Origin of the sequence: Pseudomonas sp. GM48, assembly GCF_000282335.1 — a bacterium.
Lineage (GTDB): Bacteria > Pseudomonadota > Gammaproteobacteria > Pseudomonadales > Pseudomonadaceae > Aquipseudomonas.
Map to the genome: position 1 here is coordinate 1 of NZ_AKJM01000077.1, position 15096 is coordinate 15096.

At 59.4% G+C, this 15096-nt stretch carries 13 protein-coding genes, 1 tRNA gene and 1 pseudogene; 6 read left to right on the top strand and 9 right to left on the bottom strand.

The genetic code is table 11. From position 1 onward, the window contains the following. Window positions 1–64: 64 nt before the first annotated feature. Window positions 65–532, bottom strand: coding sequence for a hypothetical protein (locus PMI28_RS14635; RefSeq protein ID WP_007986910.1), 468 nt, complete (start codon window positions 530–532; stop codon window positions 65–67). A 209-nt stretch (window positions 533–741) separates the two neighbouring features. On the opposite strand from PMI28_RS14635, the gene PMI28_RS14630 reads away from it, so the two are divergent. Beyond that, window positions 742–2313 carry a sensor domain-containing diguanylate cyclase gene (locus PMI28_RS14630; RefSeq protein ID WP_007986912.1) on the top strand — a complete coding sequence of 524 codons (1572 nt, stop codon included), beginning with the start codon at window positions 742–744 and terminating at the stop codon, window positions 2311–2313. A 112-nt stretch (window positions 2314–2425) separates the two neighbouring features. Beyond that, window positions 2426–3274 (top strand): annotated as a pseudogene (locus PMI28_RS14625) (DUF1254 domain-containing protein); the annotation flags it as partial. A gap of 87 nt (window positions 3275–3361) precedes the next feature. Here PMI28_RS14625 and PMI28_RS31095 read toward each other — a convergent pair. Then, the gene (locus tag PMI28_RS31095) at window positions 3362–3688 is read right to left on the bottom strand and encodes a hypothetical protein (protein WP_007986915.1); all 327 of its coding nucleotides are present in this window, start codon (window positions 3686–3688) and stop codon (window positions 3362–3364) included. 338 nt (window positions 3689–4026) lie between these two features. On the opposite strand from PMI28_RS31095, the gene PMI28_RS14620 reads away from it, so the two are divergent. Then, on the top strand, window positions 4027–4857 hold the full coding sequence (locus PMI28_RS14620; RefSeq protein WP_007986917.1) for an arylamine N-acetyltransferase family protein: 831 nt from the start codon (window positions 4027–4029) through the stop codon (window positions 4855–4857). A gap of 55 nt (window positions 4858–4912) precedes the next feature. Here PMI28_RS14620 and PMI28_RS14615 read toward each other — a convergent pair whose 3' ends face one another. Then, a complete protein-coding gene (locus PMI28_RS14615) occupies window positions 4913–5218 on the bottom strand; it encodes a BrnA antitoxin family protein (RefSeq protein WP_007986920.1) in 306 nt (101 codons plus the stop codon). A 3-nt stretch (window positions 5219–5221) separates the two neighbouring features. Beyond that, on the bottom strand, window positions 5222–5503 hold the full coding sequence (locus tag PMI28_RS14610; RefSeq protein WP_007986923.1) for a BrnT family toxin: 282 nt from the start codon (window positions 5501–5503) through the stop codon (window positions 5222–5224). Between the two features lie 255 nt (window positions 5504–5758). On the opposite strand from PMI28_RS14610, the gene PMI28_RS14605 reads away from it, so the two are divergent. Beyond that, window positions 5759–7276: a nucleobase:cation symporter-2 family protein gene (locus tag PMI28_RS14605; RefSeq protein WP_007986925.1), complete on the top strand. Its 1518-nt coding sequence runs from the start codon at window positions 5759–5761 to the stop codon at window positions 7274–7276. 183 nt (window positions 7277–7459) lie between these two features. Here PMI28_RS14605 and PMI28_RS14600 read toward each other — a convergent pair. Then, window positions 7460–7535 (bottom strand) — tRNA-Asn (locus PMI28_RS14600). Between the two features lie 227 nt (window positions 7536–7762). Between PMI28_RS14600 and PMI28_RS14595 the strand changes: the two genes are divergently transcribed. Then, window positions 7763–7993 (top strand): hypothetical protein, encoded by a 231-nt coding sequence (locus PMI28_RS14595; protein ID WP_007978659.1) that lies wholly within the window; start codon window positions 7763–7765, stop codon window positions 7991–7993. On the opposite strand, the gene PMI28_RS14590 is transcribed toward PMI28_RS14595, so the two are convergent. Together PMI28_RS14590 and PMI28_RS14585 are read right to left on the bottom strand one after the other, a co-directional pair. After that, the gene (locus PMI28_RS14590) at window positions 7990–8199 is read right to left on the bottom strand and encodes a hypothetical protein (RefSeq protein ID WP_007986927.1); all 210 of its coding nucleotides are present in this window, start codon (window positions 8197–8199) and stop codon (window positions 7990–7992) included. The genes PMI28_RS14595 and PMI28_RS14590 overlap by 4 nt on opposite strands. A gap of 236 nt (window positions 8200–8435) precedes the next feature. Then, a complete protein-coding gene (locus tag PMI28_RS14585) occupies window positions 8436–9632 on the bottom strand; it encodes an amino acid aminotransferase (protein WP_007986930.1) in 1197 nt (398 codons plus the stop codon). Window positions 9633–9967: 335 nt separating this feature from the next. Between PMI28_RS14585 and uvrB the strand changes: the two genes are divergently transcribed. Continuing rightward, entirely contained in the window at window positions 9968–11983 is a 2016-nt protein-coding gene (uvrB, locus tag PMI28_RS14580; RefSeq protein ID WP_007986932.1) for an excinuclease ABC subunit UvrB, read from the top strand. Between the two features lie 417 nt (window positions 11984–12400). On the opposite strand, the gene PMI28_RS14575 is transcribed toward uvrB, so the two are convergent. Both PMI28_RS14575 and PMI28_RS14570 read right to left on the bottom strand, forming a co-directional pair. Continuing rightward, a complete protein-coding gene (locus PMI28_RS14575) occupies window positions 12401–13891 on the bottom strand; it encodes an MDR family MFS transporter (RefSeq protein ID WP_177318969.1) in 1491 nt (496 codons plus the stop codon). Between the two features lie 49 nt (window positions 13892–13940). After that, window positions 13941–15029: an HlyD family secretion protein gene (locus PMI28_RS14570; RefSeq protein ID WP_007986936.1), complete on the bottom strand. Its 1089-nt coding sequence runs from the start codon at window positions 15027–15029 to the stop codon at window positions 13941–13943. Window positions 15030–15096 lie beyond the last annotated feature (67 nt).

Below are 15096 nucleotides of genomic sequence, written 5' to 3' on the forward strand. Positions count from 1 at the left end.
GCAGCCTCGCAGGCTCGGCAGCTGCTACAGATCGCATTACTGCTTAACTGACTGGCATTAGCCCCTAAAGCCCCAGCCCCTGTTGCACCACAACAAGCAGATCGGTTTCCGTCAGCGCCACCGCGTCCAGTTGCGCTGTGGCCTGCTCGATCGTTTGTAGCCACCAGTGTGTTTCACCATGTTCGTCCACGGTGCGCAACAGGGCGAACTCGTTGCCCGGGGAGTGAATCGCTACGCGCCCCTCGCCATCTGCCGTGAAGCGTGCAACCGGGTCAAAGGTAATGCTGTGCTCGTTGCCGGCGATCACCAACTGGTCAATGGCGTAATTGAAAGAATCACCATTGGGGTGACTCTCGATCACGTGGGTGGGGTTGCGCCGCAGGACCAGGCCGGCTTCGGTCAAGGGCTGCAGCCAGGTCTCTATCCGTTGATACAGTTCGTAGACCTGGCCCGGCCAGGCATCGATCGCCTGATCCGCGCTGGCAAGCCGTGTTTGTTTCAATTTTGCCGCGAGCTCGTCTGCCTTGCTCATGTCGATTCCCTGTATTGATGTCAGTCTAATCGTAGCTCGTTGGCGCGCAGGCAGCGCTGCCCTGGGTCAAGTTTGCAGCGCCACCGGGCAAGTGTGACCACTGGGCAAGTGATCGCCCATTTATCCTGGATAACCCCGTAAACTACGCCCCAAAAAGACTGAGGGCTTTGGCTCGTTGCCCATGCCTTGCCCCCCGACAGGATGAACTTTTGCCCACACGCTTGAACGACCCGGACCATGCCCCAGGCGTCGCATTGAAACGCATACCGCTGCGTAAGGTCGCGGCATTGTTCATTGCCACGGTGTGTCTGTGCCTGTGCGGTTTGCTCTACCTGCAACTGGAACAGTCCCGTCGCCATGATCTGAGCCAGGCGCAAGTGGCGTCTTCGAACCTTACGCGGGCCATGGCGCAGCAAGCCGAAGACACCTTCATGAAGGCCGACCTGGTGCTGACCAGTCTGGTGGACTGGATTCAGGCCGACGGTTTCGGCCCGGATCAACGACCACGCTTGCAGCAGACCTTCGCCCGGCGGGTGCTGGCGCTGGATCAATTGCACGGCATCCTGCTGTTCGACCAGAAGGGCCAGTGGGTGGTGACCTCGTTTGAAAACCTGCCCCGGGGTGCCGGGGTGGCGGATCGTGAGTACTTCAAGTATCACCAGCAGAACGTATCGTCGGTGGCGCATATCGGCCCGGCCATCCGCAGCCGGGAAAACGGCGAGTGGATCATTCCGATTTCCAAACGGGTCAATGACAAGAACGGGCATTTCCAGGGCGTGTTGCTGGCCGGCATCAAGATGTCGTACTTCGACCAGTTCTTCAAAAGTTTCAGTCTCGACGACAATGGCTCGATGTTTCTCGGCCTGACCGATGGCACATTGTTGGCGCGTCGACCTTTTGTAGAGGCGCAGATCGGCGTGTCGCTGGCCCAGGGCGAGATTTTCCAGAAGTTCCTGCCACTGGCCACCACCGGTAATGCGATGTTCACGTCCATCATCGATGGTGTGACACGCATGTACGGTTACCGCCAGCTGGAGGCGTATCCGCTGGTGGTCGCAGCTGCGTCGTCCACGGAGACCATTCTCGCGGACTGGTACGACACGGCGTTTCGCTCCAGTCTCATCGTTGCCCTGGTGTTGCTGGTCGTGGGCTTGTTCGGGTGGGTGTTCCTGCATCAGGTGCGTGTTGGCGAGCGGGTCGAGTCGGATTTGCGCAGGGCCCAGCAAGCACTGGAGCTGATTGCCACCCACGACAGCCTGACCGGGCTGGCCAACCGCCGGTTGTTCGAGCGGGCGCTGGGCATCGAGTTCGGGCGCGGCGCCCGGCAGGCGAGCCCCTTGAGTCTGATCATGCTCGATATCGATTACTTCAAGCGCTACAACGACACCTACGGCCACGTGATGGGAGACCATTGCCTGGCCGAAGTAGCCCGTGCGCTGAAGAGTTGCTGCCACCGCAAGGCCGATCTGGCGGTGCGTTACGGCGGTGAAGAGTTTGCGGTGCTGCTGCCGGACACCGACATCCACGGCGCCATGACGATTGCCGAGCAGATCCGCCGTAGCGTCATCGACAAGCACATCAGTCACACCGGCTCGCCCAACGGTTACGTGACGGTCAGTCTGGGTTGCTATTCGTTTGTGCCGTCGGGACGTGACAGCATGGACGTGTTCGTTGAGCGGGCGGATGCGGCGCTGTATCAGGCCAAGCATTCGGGGCGAAACCGCGTGGCAACGTTGTCGATGGCCGGTGGAGTCGAAGCGTTGATGCGTTCCGATCGTTGAAGTGCTTTTCCTGCCGGTGGTCCGTCTCTCGGCCCCGGCTGAATTGATCGTCTAGAGTTCCGTTAGCTCTGCCGAACCAGGCAGGCTTCCCTTTGCACGGACGATCGCCAACATGTTGATACCTCCAACGTTGACAGCCGTTGCTCTGACCGTTGCAGCCATTGTCGTTTTGCCGCTGACCAGCCAGGCACAATCGAAAATCACTGCCGAAGAAGCTCACGCGATCGGTGTGGATGCCGATCTCTATTTTTACCCACTGCCGAGCATGGATCTCACTCGCAAGCAATTCACCGGTAGCGAGCCGGGCAAGGAATTCGGCAAAGACCCGATGAACATGTTTGTGAGTGTGCCGCAGTACCCGCCCGCCGATTTCAATGGGGCAGTGCGCTCCAATTCCGACACGTTGTATTCGATTGCCTGGCTTGATTTGACCAAGGAGCCGCTGGTGATCACCGCGCCGGATACAAAAGGGCGTTTCTACCTGTTACCGATGCTCGATATGTGGACTGACGTGTACGCTTCGCCGGGCTGGCTCACCACGGACACCGAGGCCGGACAATTCCTGGTGACGCCGCCGGGGTGGACCGGCACGGTGCCTGCCGGGATGGGGCACCTGCCGGCGTCAACCCCCTTTGTCTGGGTCATCGGCCAAACCCGGACTGACGGCGCGGCGGATTACGCGGCGGTGCACAAGATCCAGGCCGGTTACACGGTGACGCCGCTGTCCCGGTCGGGCAAGGAACCTGAAGCCGTCACCGTGAACGTCGACGCGGCAGTGGACAGGCAAATACCGCCGAAGATTCAGGTCGATTCCATGTCGGCTGCCACGGGCGTCTACGGCAACTACCACCTCAAGCGCGCCATCGTTACGCAGGTGGGGCACGGTACCAACCTGCCCAATGACGCGATTTATCCGTTGAACATCGGCGACAGCAACGGCAAGCCACTCGGCAGCACGCACTAATACGTGCTGCATTTCGGCAAGGGCAATGCCGATAGTTCGCTGTGCCTCTACCCCAAGTGACAAAAAGCAGCCACTGACAGCCCGTCATCGGCTGCTTTTGCCTGTCCAGCTGCCCGTCCCGCCGCCAGCGCCCCCGGTTCCACCTCCGGGGGCGCCGGTCCCGCCACCCGCGCCACTGCCCGGACCATTGACGCCGGTGCTGCCGATTGACGAACCGGGGCCACGACCGCGGCCGATGTCGCTCGAGGGGGCGCTGGGCCTGTTGTTGTCTGGCAGCACGGTTGAGTTGCGGCTTGCGCCCGATGTCGTACCCGTTGCGTCAGCGCCATCGCCGGACGCCGCAAGCGTGACCAGGGGCATCGCCGACAACAATCCCGTCAGGAGCAGCGAAGTCATTCTGATGTTCATCATGGTCGTCTCCCGGGATGAGTCGTTACCTGATGTGGGTGTGAAGGTGCGCGCGGTGGGTGCCGGACGATTGAACAGTGGCACGGATTTGACCGTTACCGGCACTGGGCCGCAGAGGATCACCAATCCATGGTCAAGCGAGAACCCTGTGGGAGCAACTGTTTTCACTATGCCACTCGTCACCGCCACTCGGTGCCATCGCGCAACATGGCATTCAGCTTGATCAGCAGGGCGCGCACAGGGCGATTGGCGAAATCAATTGTCGGCCGTACCGGTTCATCCCTTATACATAAAGCCCATCGGCGGAGTGATCCGCAGCGAACGTGCAAAAGGATTGAGCGATGAGCGAGCCACGCCTGACTGACCGTGCTTTGTACCTGCAACGCCTGGGCTTCGATGCACCTCCGGCGCCAACCCTGGAAACCCTGCGCCAACTGCAATTGCGCCACACTGGCGTTTTTCCATTTGAAAACCTCACCACGTTATCCGGCGAACCGGTGTTGATCGATTTGCCGTCCATCGAGCAGAAAGTCTTGCACAGTGGTCGTGGCGGTTACTGCTACGAACTCAACAACCTGTTTCTGGCCCTGCTTCAAGAGTTGGGTTTCGACGCCCGTGCCATCAGCGGCCGGGTGGTAATGGGCCAGCCGGAGGGCGCCTGGACTGCCCGGACCCATCGCCTGAGCCTGGTCATCATCGACGACGTGCGCTACATCACCGACGTCGGCTTCGGCGGCATGGTGCCGACCGCGCCACTGTTGCTCGATTCGCGCGCCGAACAACTCACCCCGCACGAGTTGTATCGCATCGACCTGCACGTCGACGGTTTTACCCTGCGCGCCAACGTTGCGGGCGAGTGGCGAGCGATGTACATCTTCGACCTGCAACGCCAGGAAGATATCGATTTCGCTGTGGGTAACTGGTACGTCTCGACTCACCCCGAGTCGTCTTTCGTCAGGCAATTGATGGTGGCGCGCACCGGGGAGGGGTGGCGTCGTACGCTCAACAATGGCAGCTTCGCGATTCACCGGATTGGCCACGACAGCGAGCGGCGGCAGGTGTCTGATGTTCAGGAGTTGATTGGCTTGCTGGACAGCGAGTTCGGCATTCACGTACCGGAACATCCGCAATTGGCGCGGACTCTGGAGCGATTGATCGCAGCGCCGCAATAACTGGCGGATCGAAAACATCACAAAGGGCTGGTCTGATTGATCCGCCCTTTGTGTTTCAGGGCCGAACACCCGGCTCCATTACCCGTTGGATTTCGCGCAAGGCCTCCGCCAGTTTTTGCTCCAGGCCCTTGAGTTCGGCAGGGGTGAGTGTTGGTTTCAGTTGTGCGCTCTTGCCTTCGTTGAGCAGGGCCCGGCGCAACGTATTGTTGATCGCTGTCTGGTAGCCATACCCCTCGCTTTCTGCCAGTGCCCGAGCGGCTTCGATGACGGCGTCATCGAGCATGATGGTGATGCGGGTCTTGCCTTTGGCGGGTGCCACGGCCCCGCGCCTGGCGTTACTGAAGTCGTATTCGTCTTTCATCGGTCATGCCTCCAGATACTGACGGCGTTCGCTTTTGGTTGCGATGCGCGCGGAAATGATTCGAACGAAATTCGGATCGCGGTGGGTGTACACGACGACCAGCAAACGGCCTTTGCCATCCAGCCCCAAGGTGACCCAGCGTTGTTCATCATGGTGGTTGTCCTCGATGGTCAGCGCTCGTTCGTCATGAAACACCGGTTCGGTCTCTGCGAGGCTGATGCCTTGGTGCTTGAGTTTGTTGGCTGCGTTCTTTGCCTTGTGAAACTGAATTTCGAATGGCTTCATTATGCATACTTTATATGTATAAAAAAGGGGCTGACCGTACCGATGGTCGCCAGGAATTCAAAAGACTAGTCAGCACGAGAGGTTGGACAGGGAGGGATGTATTTCAAGGTTTTTGGTGAGGCCAGGAGGGTGAGTGGCAGGCGGAAATGGACAGGTATCCATTTTGTGACTGACAAGTTGTATACAACTCTATAGACATTTGTCCTGAGTCTTGCATACAGTGTGCGCATAACAAAAACCAGGGAACCCCCTAACATGAAAACGCCCCATGTTTCACACCAACGGCCCGAGGACGAAAACCTAGGGATCGGCGCGAATATGGCTTATGGCCTGCAACATGTTCTGACCATGTATGGCGGTATCGTCGCGGTACCATTGATCATCGGCCAGGCTGCCGGGCTCTCGCCGGCGGACATCGGTTTGTTGATTGCTGCTTCATTGTTTGCGGGGGGGCTGGCAACGCTGCTGCAAACCCTGGGTTTACCGTTTTTTGGTTGTCAATTGCCGCTGGTACAGGGCGTGTCCTTCTCCGGCGTCGCGACCATGGTGGCGATTGTCAGCAGTGGTGGGGAGGGCGGGTTTCAGTCGGTGCTGGGCGCGGTAATAGCCGCGTCCCTGATCGGTCTGCTGATAACCCCGGTGTTCTCGCGTATCACCAGGTTCTTCCCGCCACTGGTGACTGGCATCGTGATTACCACCATCGGCCTGACGCTGATGCCGGTAGCCGCGCGCTGGGCCATGGGCGGCAACAGCCATGCGCCGGACTTCGGCAGCATGGCGAACATCGGCCTGGCGGCGGTGACGCTGGTACTGGTTTTACTGCTGAGTAAAATCGGCAGTGCGACCATCTCCCGCCTGTCGATTCTGCTGGCCATGGTCATCGGTACGATCATTGCGGTGTTCCTCGGCATGGCGGATTTTTCGTCCGTCACCCAGGGCCCGATGTTCGGCTTCCCGACGCCGTTCCACTTCGGCATGCCGACCTTCCACTTCGCGGCGATCCTGTCGATGTGCATCGTGGTGATGGTGACGCTGGTGGAGACTTCGGCGGACATTCTTGCCGTCGGTGAGATCATCGGCACCAAGGTTGATTCCAGGCGCCTGGGCAACGGTCTGCGTGCCGACATGTTGTCGAGCATGTTCGCACCGATCTTCGGTTCCTTCACCCAAAGCGCCTTCGCCCAGAACGTCGGGCTGGTGGCGGTCACCGGCATCAAGAGTCGCTACGTGGTGGCCACCGGCGGTCTGTTCCTGGTGATCCTCGGCCTGCTGCCATTCATGGGCCGGGTCATCGCCGCCGTGCCGACCTCGGTTCTCGGCGGGGCCGGTATCGTGCTGTTCGGCACTGTCGCGGCCAGCGGCATTCGTACCTTGTCCAAGGTCGACTACCGCAACAACGTCAATCTGATCATCGTCGCTACCTCGATTGGCTTCGGCATGATCCCGATCGCTGCGCCGAGCTTCTACGACCACTTCCCAAGCTGGTTCGCGACCATTTTCCATTCGGGCATCAGTTCTTCGGCGATCATGGCTATCGTGCTGAACCTGACGTTCAACCATCTCACTGCCGGTAACTCCGATCAGCAATCGGTCTTTGCGGCCGGTACCGAGCGGGTACTGCGTTATCAGGATCTGGCGGCATTGCGCGAAGGGGATTATTTCAGCGACGGCAAACTGCATGATTGCGACGGCAAAGAGATTCCGGTGCTGGAATCGGAACATGGCACGGTGGACCCGCGGCCGGTGCTGGCCAAGAGCAGCGAGCATGTCTGATTAGTAAAGGCATCCTTCGGGATACTGTAGGAGCGAGCTTGCTCGCGATGGACTTAAGAACGCCGCGTTTACCAAGTAGTACGCGCTTTCGTTAACGATCATCGCGAGCAAGCTCGCTCCTACATTCCGGCCACAAAAAAGCCCCTGATCTTTCGATTCAGGGGCTTTTCGATGTTGCTTGTCTGGCTCCACGACCTGGACTCGAACCAGGGACCCAGTGATTAACAGTCACTTGCTCTACCAACTGAGCTATCGCGGAATGGCGCGTATCTTACTGATTCAAAAAGAGAAGTCAAGCATCGAATAACAATTGGAGCGAATTATCGGGACGGGCGGTGGTTTAGCGGCGATTGGCGGTTACCAGGATCACCCCAGAGGTCTACCATGGCCGCCCGGAAGTGGTGACACGCGCTGCCGGCCATTCGCCGAAAAGGTACGCGCCATGAATCATTTGACCCTCACACCTCGACACCACGGGGTGCGCCCATGAGCATCTCTCAGATCAGCCTGCCGAAAGGTGTCGGCCCCCACGCCGAAAAATTGTTCGACGCCATCACTCAGGCCGGCACCGCTGAAGCATTGAACCGCGCGGGTGGCAAGGCCGAAGGTTTCGTCCTGGGGCTGGAAAGCACCAAGGCAATCAAGAGCCAGGTCGCCGAATCGCTGTATGTCGCCTACGACGACGCTGCCAGCCAGCGTGCGACCGAACTGGCTTAGCCGCCGAAGGTAATCGTGGCAACCATCAGTTTGGCGTAGAGCGCTGTGGCACCCAACTGCACCAGCCACAGGGCCAGGCCGCCGAGGAATACACCCGCAGCGACTTGCATTACCAGGTTGTTGCCGCGTTTGGCCGGGGCGCGGGGGATGAAGTGATCCAGGTCATCCAGGTCATCGCGGTCGGCGCGCAGGTCATCGTTTTTCATGTGGGTTCTCATCGGAATTACAGAGTGTACGCATAACCTGTGGGAGCGGGCTTGCTCGCGAAAGCGGTGGCACATTTGGCATCAATGTCACAGACAGATTGCCTTCGCGAGCAAGCCCGCTCCCACATTTGTATTTGTGTGCAGTTTAGAGGGCTCAGTCGGCCCATCGGGAAATATCTGAGACAAATAAAAACGGGAAGCCCGAAGGCTTCCCGTTCTTCGTGTCAGTCCGCGATTCAGATCACTTGGACAATCGCGTCCGTCACCACCTTGATGTTGCTCTGGTTCAGCGCGGCCACGCAGATGCGGCCAGTGTCCAGGGCATAGATGCCGAACTCGTTACGCAGACGGTGAACCTGCTCAACGCTCAGACCGGAGTACGAGAACATGCCGCACTGACGACCGACGAAGCTGAAATCGCGCTGCGGCGCTTTTTGAGCCAGCAGGTCGACCATCTGGGTCCGCATGCCACGAATGCGCAGACGCATTTCGGCCAGTTCGGCTTCCCACTGGGCGCGCAGTTCCGGGCTGTTCAGCACTGCAGCGACAACGCTGGCACCGTGGGTCGGCGGGTTGGAGTAGTTGGTACGGATCACGCGTTTGACTTGCGACAACACGCGTGCGCTTTCTTCTTTCGATTCGCTGACGATCGACAGGGCACCCACGCGCTCGCCGTACAGCGAGAACGACTTGGAGAACGAGCTGGAGGCGAAGAAAGTCAGGCCCGATTCAGCGAACAGGCGCACGGCTGCGGCGTCTTCATCGATGCCATCGCCGAAACCTTGATATGCCATGTCGAGGAATGGCACGTGGCCTTTGGCTTTAACGACTTCCAGGACGTTTTTCCAGTCCGCCGGGCTCAGGTCCACGCCGGTCGGGTTGTGGCAGCAGGCGTGCAGCACAATGATCGAGCCGTTCGGCAGCGCGTTCAGGTCTTCCAGCATGCCGGTACGGTTCACGTCGTGGGTCGCGGCGTCGTAGTAACGGTAGTTCTGCACCGGGAAACCGGCGGTTTCGAACAGGGCGCGGTGGTTTTCCCAGCTCGGGTCGCTGATCGCCACAACGGCGTTCGGCAGCAGTTGCTTGAGGAAGTCGGCACCGATTTTCAGTGCGCCAGTACCGCCAACGGCCTGGGTGGTGATTACACGGCCGGCAGCGATCAGCGGCGAATCATTGCCAAACAGCAATTTCTGCACAGCCTGGTCGTAGGCGGCGATACCGTCGATTGGCAGGTAGCCACGGGAAACGTGTTGAGCGGCGCGAATGGTTTCGGCTTCGACAACGGCGCGCAGGAGTGGAATTCGCCCCTCCTCGTTGCAGTAAACACCGACCCCCAGGTTGACTTTGTTGGTCCGGGTATCGGCGTTGAATGCTTCGTTGAGGCCCAGGATTGGATCGCGTGGTGCCATTTCGACAGCGGAGAACAGGCTCATTATTGCGGCGGCTCTGAATGGAGAGTGGAGGGACGTGTCGCGCTCCAGCCGAATGCACTAGAGCGGTGCACAAACGGGGAGCTAGTATAGAGGCCATCGGCGATTGCTGGCGACAGGCGAATCAGTATTTCGGGCAAGTTTTTCCGATTATTTCTCGACCGGTAGTCGAATGGCGTCGGCAAAGGTTTTGCGCGATGTAGGACGTTTGCCTTGAAAGCGCTGGCAATCGGCTCCACATTGAGCACAATCCAGTTTTTTCCTCGGGCGACATCGGTCGTTTGCGGTCTTTCTCGTTCGTGTCGGTTTTTCCGGCAAGAGTGATCCAGAGGTATTTCATGTCTGAATTCCAGCTAGTCACCCGTTTCGAGCCCGCCGGCGATCAGCCGGAAGCCATCCGCCTGATGGTCGAGGGTATCGAAGCCGGGCTGGCGCACCAGACGCTGCTTGGTGTGACCGGCTCGGGCAAGACGTTCAGCATCGCCAACGTGATCGCCCAGGTGCAGCGCCCGACGCTGGTGCTGGCACCGAACAAGACCCTGGCGGCGCAGTTGTACGGCGAGTTCAAAGCGTTTTTCCCGAACAACGCGGTGGAATATTTCGTTTCCTACTACGACTACTACCAGCCTGAAGCCTACGTGCCGTCCTCGGACACCTTCATCGAGAAAGACGCCTCGATCAACGATCACATCGAACAGATGCGATTGTCCGCGACCAAGGCGTTGCTCGAGCGCAAGGACGCGATCATCGTCACCACGGTGTCGTGCATCTACGGTCTGGGCAGCCCGGAAACCTATTTGAAGATGGTGTTGCACGTGGATCGCGGCGACCGGCTCGATCAGCGTGAATTGCTGCGACGCCTGGCCGACCTGCAATACACCCGCAACGACATGGATTTTGCCCGGGCGACCTTCCGCGTGCGTGGCGATGTGATCGATATCCACCCGGCGGAATCCGATTTTGAAGCGATCCGCATCGAGCTTTTCGACGATGAAGTGGAAAGCCTGTCGGCGTTCGATCCTCTGACCGGCGAAGTCATTCGCAAACTGCCGCGCTTCACCTTCTACCCGAAGAGCCACTACGTGACGCCGCGGGAAACCCTGATGGGCGCGGTCGAAGGCATCAAGGTCGAGTTGCAGGAGCGCCTGGAGTACCTGCGCTCCAACAACAAACTGGTGGAAGCCCAGCGTCTTGAGCAGCGCACCCGTTTCGACCTGGAAATGATCCTCGAACTGGGTTACTGCAACGGCATCGAAAACTACTCACGCTATCTGTCCGGTCGCGAAGCCGGCGCGCCGCCGCCGACGCTTTATGACTATCTGCCGCCGGATGCCTTGCTGGTTATTGACGAATCCCACGTCAGCGTTCCTCAGGTTGGTGCCATGTACAAGGGCGACCGCTCGCGCAAGGAAACCCTGGTCGAATACGGTTTCCGTCTGCCCTCGGCCCTGGACAACCGGCCGATGCGTTTCGACGAATGGGAAAGCATCAGCCCGCAGACGATTTTTGTCTCGGCGACACCGGGCAACTATGAAGCCGAGCACGCCGGGCGCGTCATTGACATGGTGGTGCGCCCGACCGGGTTGGTGGACCCGCAAATCGAGATCCGCCCGGCACTGACCCAGGTCGACGACTTGCTGTCGGAAATCACCAAGCGTGTCGCTCTGGAAGAGCGTGTGCTGGTCACCACGTTGACCAAGCGCATGGCCGAGGATTTGACCGATTACCTGGCCGACCACGGCGTACGCGTACGATATCTGCACTCGGACATCGACACCGTGGAGCGGGTCGAAATCATCCGCGATCTGCGCCTCGGTACCTTCGATGTGCTGGTGGGGATCAACCTGTTGCGTGAAGGTCTGGACATGCCGGAAGTTTCGCTGGTAGCGATCCTCGATGCCGACAAGGAAGGCTTCCTGCGTTCCGAGCGTTCGCTGATCCAGACCATCGGCCGCGCGGCACGTAACCTCAATGGCCGGGCGATTCTGTACGCCGACCGCATCACAGGCTCCATGGAGCGCGCGATCGGTGAAACCGAGCGTCGTCGTGACAAGCAAATCGCGTTCAACCTGGCCAATGGCATCACGCCCAAAGGCGTGTTCAAGGACGTTGCTGACATCATGGAAGGCGCCACGGTGCCCGGTTCGCGCAGCAAGAAACGCAAAGGCATGGCCAAGGCGGCCGAAGAGAACGCCAGATACGAAGCCGAATTGCGCTCGCCGGGTGAGATCGCCAAGCGTATCAAGGCCCTGGAAGAGAAGATGTATGCGTTGGCGCGTGATCTGGAGTTTGAAGCAGCGGCGCAGATGCGCGATGAGATTGGCAAATTGCGCGAGCGGTTGATCACTGTTTGAGATTTGCGGTGAGTGTGCGGGCCTCTTCGCGAGCAAGCCCGCTCCCACAGTTGATCGGGTTGTCCTGACGGGTGCGGTCCGATGTGGGAGCTTTGATTTGCAGTGTCTGAACTGGCCTCTTCGCGAGCAAGCCCGCTCCCACAGTTGATCGGGTTGTCCTGGCGGACGCGGTCCGATGTGGGAGCTTGGATTTGCAGTGTCTGAACTGGCCTCTTCGCGAGCAAGCCCGCTCCCACAGTTGATCGGGTTGTCCTGGCGGACGCGGTCCTATGTGGGAGTTTTGATTTGCAGTGTCTGAACTGGCCTCTTCGCGAGCAAGCCCGCTCCCACAGTTGATCGGGTTGTCCTGACGGACGCGGTCCAATGTGGGAGCGGGCTTGCTCGCGAAGGGGGCGGTCCTAGCGCCACAATACTTAACTAGTGTGCTTCCCCAGCCTTCAACCCCGCCGGCAACTTCTTGGTCAGCAACACCGCCAGCATGCTGATCCCCAGCGCAATCCCGACAAAATGAAACGCATCGTTGAAGGCCATGATTGACGCCTGTTGGTGGGCAATTTCGCTGAGTTTGCCCAGTGCCGCCGTTTCGTTGCCCAGTCGATCGGTCAGCGAGGCCATCCGCTCGGCCACCTGTGGATTACTCGGCACGATGGATTCACGCAAGTAATCAAAATAAACCTTGGTCCGCGCATCCAGCAGCGTGGCGAGCAGGGCAATGCCGATCGCGCCGCCGAGGTTGCGCAGGATGTTGAACAGGCTCGATGCCGATCCCGCATCCTGGGGCAGGATATAAGCGGTAGCGATCAGCGAGATGGTCACCATGATCAGTGGCTGCCCCAAGGCGCGGATGATCTGGATCTGATTGAACTGCGGCCCGGCAAAATCCGGGTTCAGCGCACCCGAAGAGAAACTCGCCAACCCGAACAACCCGAAGCCCAGCGTACACAGCCATTTCGGCGAGACGAACTTCATCAACTTGGGCACCAGCGGAATCAGAAACAGCTGCGGCACGCCCATCCACATGATCACTTCGCCAATCTGCAGGGCGTTGTAGTTCTGGATCTGCGCCAGGTACAGCGGCAACAAGTAGATCGAACCATACAACCCGACCCCCATTCCAACGCTGGAAATACTGGATAAGCCAAAGTTGCGGTTGCCGAGGATGCCGAGATTGATCAGTGGATTGGGTTTGGAAAACTGCACGATCACAAAGGTGATCAGGCTGACCAGCGCGATGCTGCCCAGGGTTACGATCAGGTTCGACTCCAGCCAATCCTTGCGATGGCCTTCCTCCAGGAACACCTGCAAACAACCGAGCCCGACGCCAAGGGTGAGAATACCGGCGTAGTCGGTGCTTTTCAGCAATTCCCAGTGGGCTTCTTTCTTCTCCAGGCCGTACATCAGGCCGGCGATCATGATCAGGCCGGGCGGGATGTTGATGTAGAAAATGTATTCCCAGCCCCAGTTTTCCGTCAGCCAGCCGCCAAGGGTGGGGCCGATGGAAGGCGCGAAGGTGGCAGTCATGGCGAACATGGCCATGCCTTTGGCACGGTGATGTTCCGGGAGTTTGATCAGGGTCAGGGTGAACGCCAGCGGAATCAGCGCGCCACCGGTAAACCCCTGCAAGGCGCGGAACACGATCATGCTTTCCAGGCTCCAGGCCATGGAGCAGAGCAGGGATGCGAACAGGAATCCGAGGGACACCCACACCGCCAGGCGCCGGGCTGACAACAACTGCACGAGCCAGGCGGTGAGCGGGATCATGATGATTTCCGCCACCAGGTACGAGGTGGAAATCCACGAACCTTCTTCCAGCGTGGCTGACAGCGCGCCTTGGATATCCTTGAGCGATGAGTTGGTGATCTGGATGTCCAGCACGGCCATGAACGCACCGAGCATCACGCTCATCACTGCAATCCAGTCCCGCCGGGTCGGTTCGCCGGCCGGGCGGATCAGTTGATCACCGGCCATCGTCAGGGGTGTCTTTGTTGCTCACTTTGGGGGTGACATCTTCAGGGGCGTCCTTGATGTTCACCTTGGCGGTGACCGACATGCCCGGACGAATCTTGCCGCGCAACGGGTTGTCCGCAGCGAAAGTCAGTTTTACCGGGATCCGTTGTACGACTTTGGTGAAGTTGCCCGTGGCATTGTCCGGTGGTAACAGGCTGAACTGCGCGCCCGAGGCGGCGAACAGGCTGTCGACCCGGGCCTTGATCGGGGTGTCGCTATAGGCGTCGAAGGTCAGTTCGGCTTCCTGGCCGGGCTGCATATGGCCAATCTGGGTTTCCTTGAAATTGGCCTGAATCCAGATGTCTTCGTCCGGCACGATCGACAACAGGTAAGCGCCGGCCTGCACGTATTGGCCTTCGCGGGCGGCACGCTGGCCGATCAGGCCGCTGATGGGGGCGTGGATTGCGCTGCGGGTCAGGTTCAGTTCGGCCTGGGCGAGATCGGTCCTGGCGTTGGCGATTTGCGCGTCAAGGCGTTTGATCTCTGCGGTGAGTGCATTGACTTGCTGGCGCTGACTTTGCGCGTCGGCCTGGGCCTTGGCCACTTGCGAACGGGCAATGTGGTTGTCGGCGGAAAGGGTGGTCACCCGTTCTTCCGACACGTAACCGGGTTTACGCAAGGTTTCGGCGCGGGTCAGGTCGATCTGCGAGCGACCCAGGCTCGCCTGGCTGGACGCGACTTGTGCCTCGCTGGCGGCAATCAGGCTGGCTTGCTGGGTCAGTTTGCTCTGGGCTTGCAGGCGCTCGGCCTGGCGGGTGGCCAAAACAGCATTGGCGCGGTCGACAGCGAGGCGGAAGTCGTCGCCTTCGAGTTTGATCAGCAACTGGCCTTTCTCGACATGCTGGTTGTCCTGCACCAACACTTGATCGATGCGCGCCCCCAGCTGGCTCGACACGCGGGTGATCTCGCCCTGGACATAGGCGTTGTCGGTGCTTTCATAAAAGCGCCCCTTGAAGAACCAATGGGCAAGCAGGCCCCCGGCGATCAATAGGACAACCAGCAGGAATGTGAAGAGGCGACGCTTGATTTGGGCAGGCATGAGGCAAACTGTAGTCGAGAAATTGTAAGGGAAGTTATCAGCAGGCAAATCTGGCATACACCCGATA

Bases quoted from the DNA above. Each gene is read 5' to 3' on its own strand.
- PMI28_RS14635 (WP_007986910.1), bottom strand. From the start codon at position 532: ATGAGCAAGGCAGACGAGCTCGCGGCAAAATTGAAACAAACACGGCTT.
- PMI28_RS31095 (WP_007986915.1), bottom strand. From the start codon at position 3,688: ATGATGAACATCAGAATGACTTCGCTGCTCCTGACGGGATTGTTGTCG.
- PMI28_RS14620 (WP_007986917.1), top strand. From the start codon at position 4,027: ATGAGCGAGCCACGCCTGACTGACCGTGCTTTGTACCTGCAACGCCTG.
- PMI28_RS14615 (WP_007986920.1), bottom strand. From the start codon at position 5,218: ATGAAAGACGAATACGACTTCAGTAACGCCAGGCGCGGGGCCGTGGCA.
- PMI28_RS14610 (WP_007986923.1), bottom strand. From the start codon at position 5,503: ATGAAGCCATTCGAAATTCAGTTTCACAAGGCAAAGAACGCAGCCAAC.
- PMI28_RS14605 (WP_007986925.1), top strand. From the start codon at position 5,759: ATGAAAACGCCCCATGTTTCACACCAACGGCCCGAGGACGAAAACCTA.
- PMI28_RS14595 (WP_007978659.1), top strand. From the start codon at position 7,763: ATGAGCATCTCTCAGATCAGCCTGCCGAAAGGTGTCGGCCCCCACGCC.
- PMI28_RS14590 (WP_007986927.1), bottom strand. From the start codon at position 8,199: ATGAAAAACGATGACCTGCGCGCCGACCGCGATGACCTGGATGACCTG.
- PMI28_RS14585 (WP_007986930.1), bottom strand. From the start codon at position 9,632: ATGAGCCTGTTCTCCGCTGTCGAAATGGCACCACGCGATCCAATCCTG.
- uvrB (WP_007986932.1), top strand. From the start codon at position 9,968: ATGTCTGAATTCCAGCTAGTCACCCGTTTCGAGCCCGCCGGCGATCAG.
- PMI28_RS14570 (WP_007986936.1), bottom strand. From the start codon at position 15,029: ATGCCTGCCCAAATCAAGCGTCGCCTCTTCACATTCCTGCTGGTTGTC.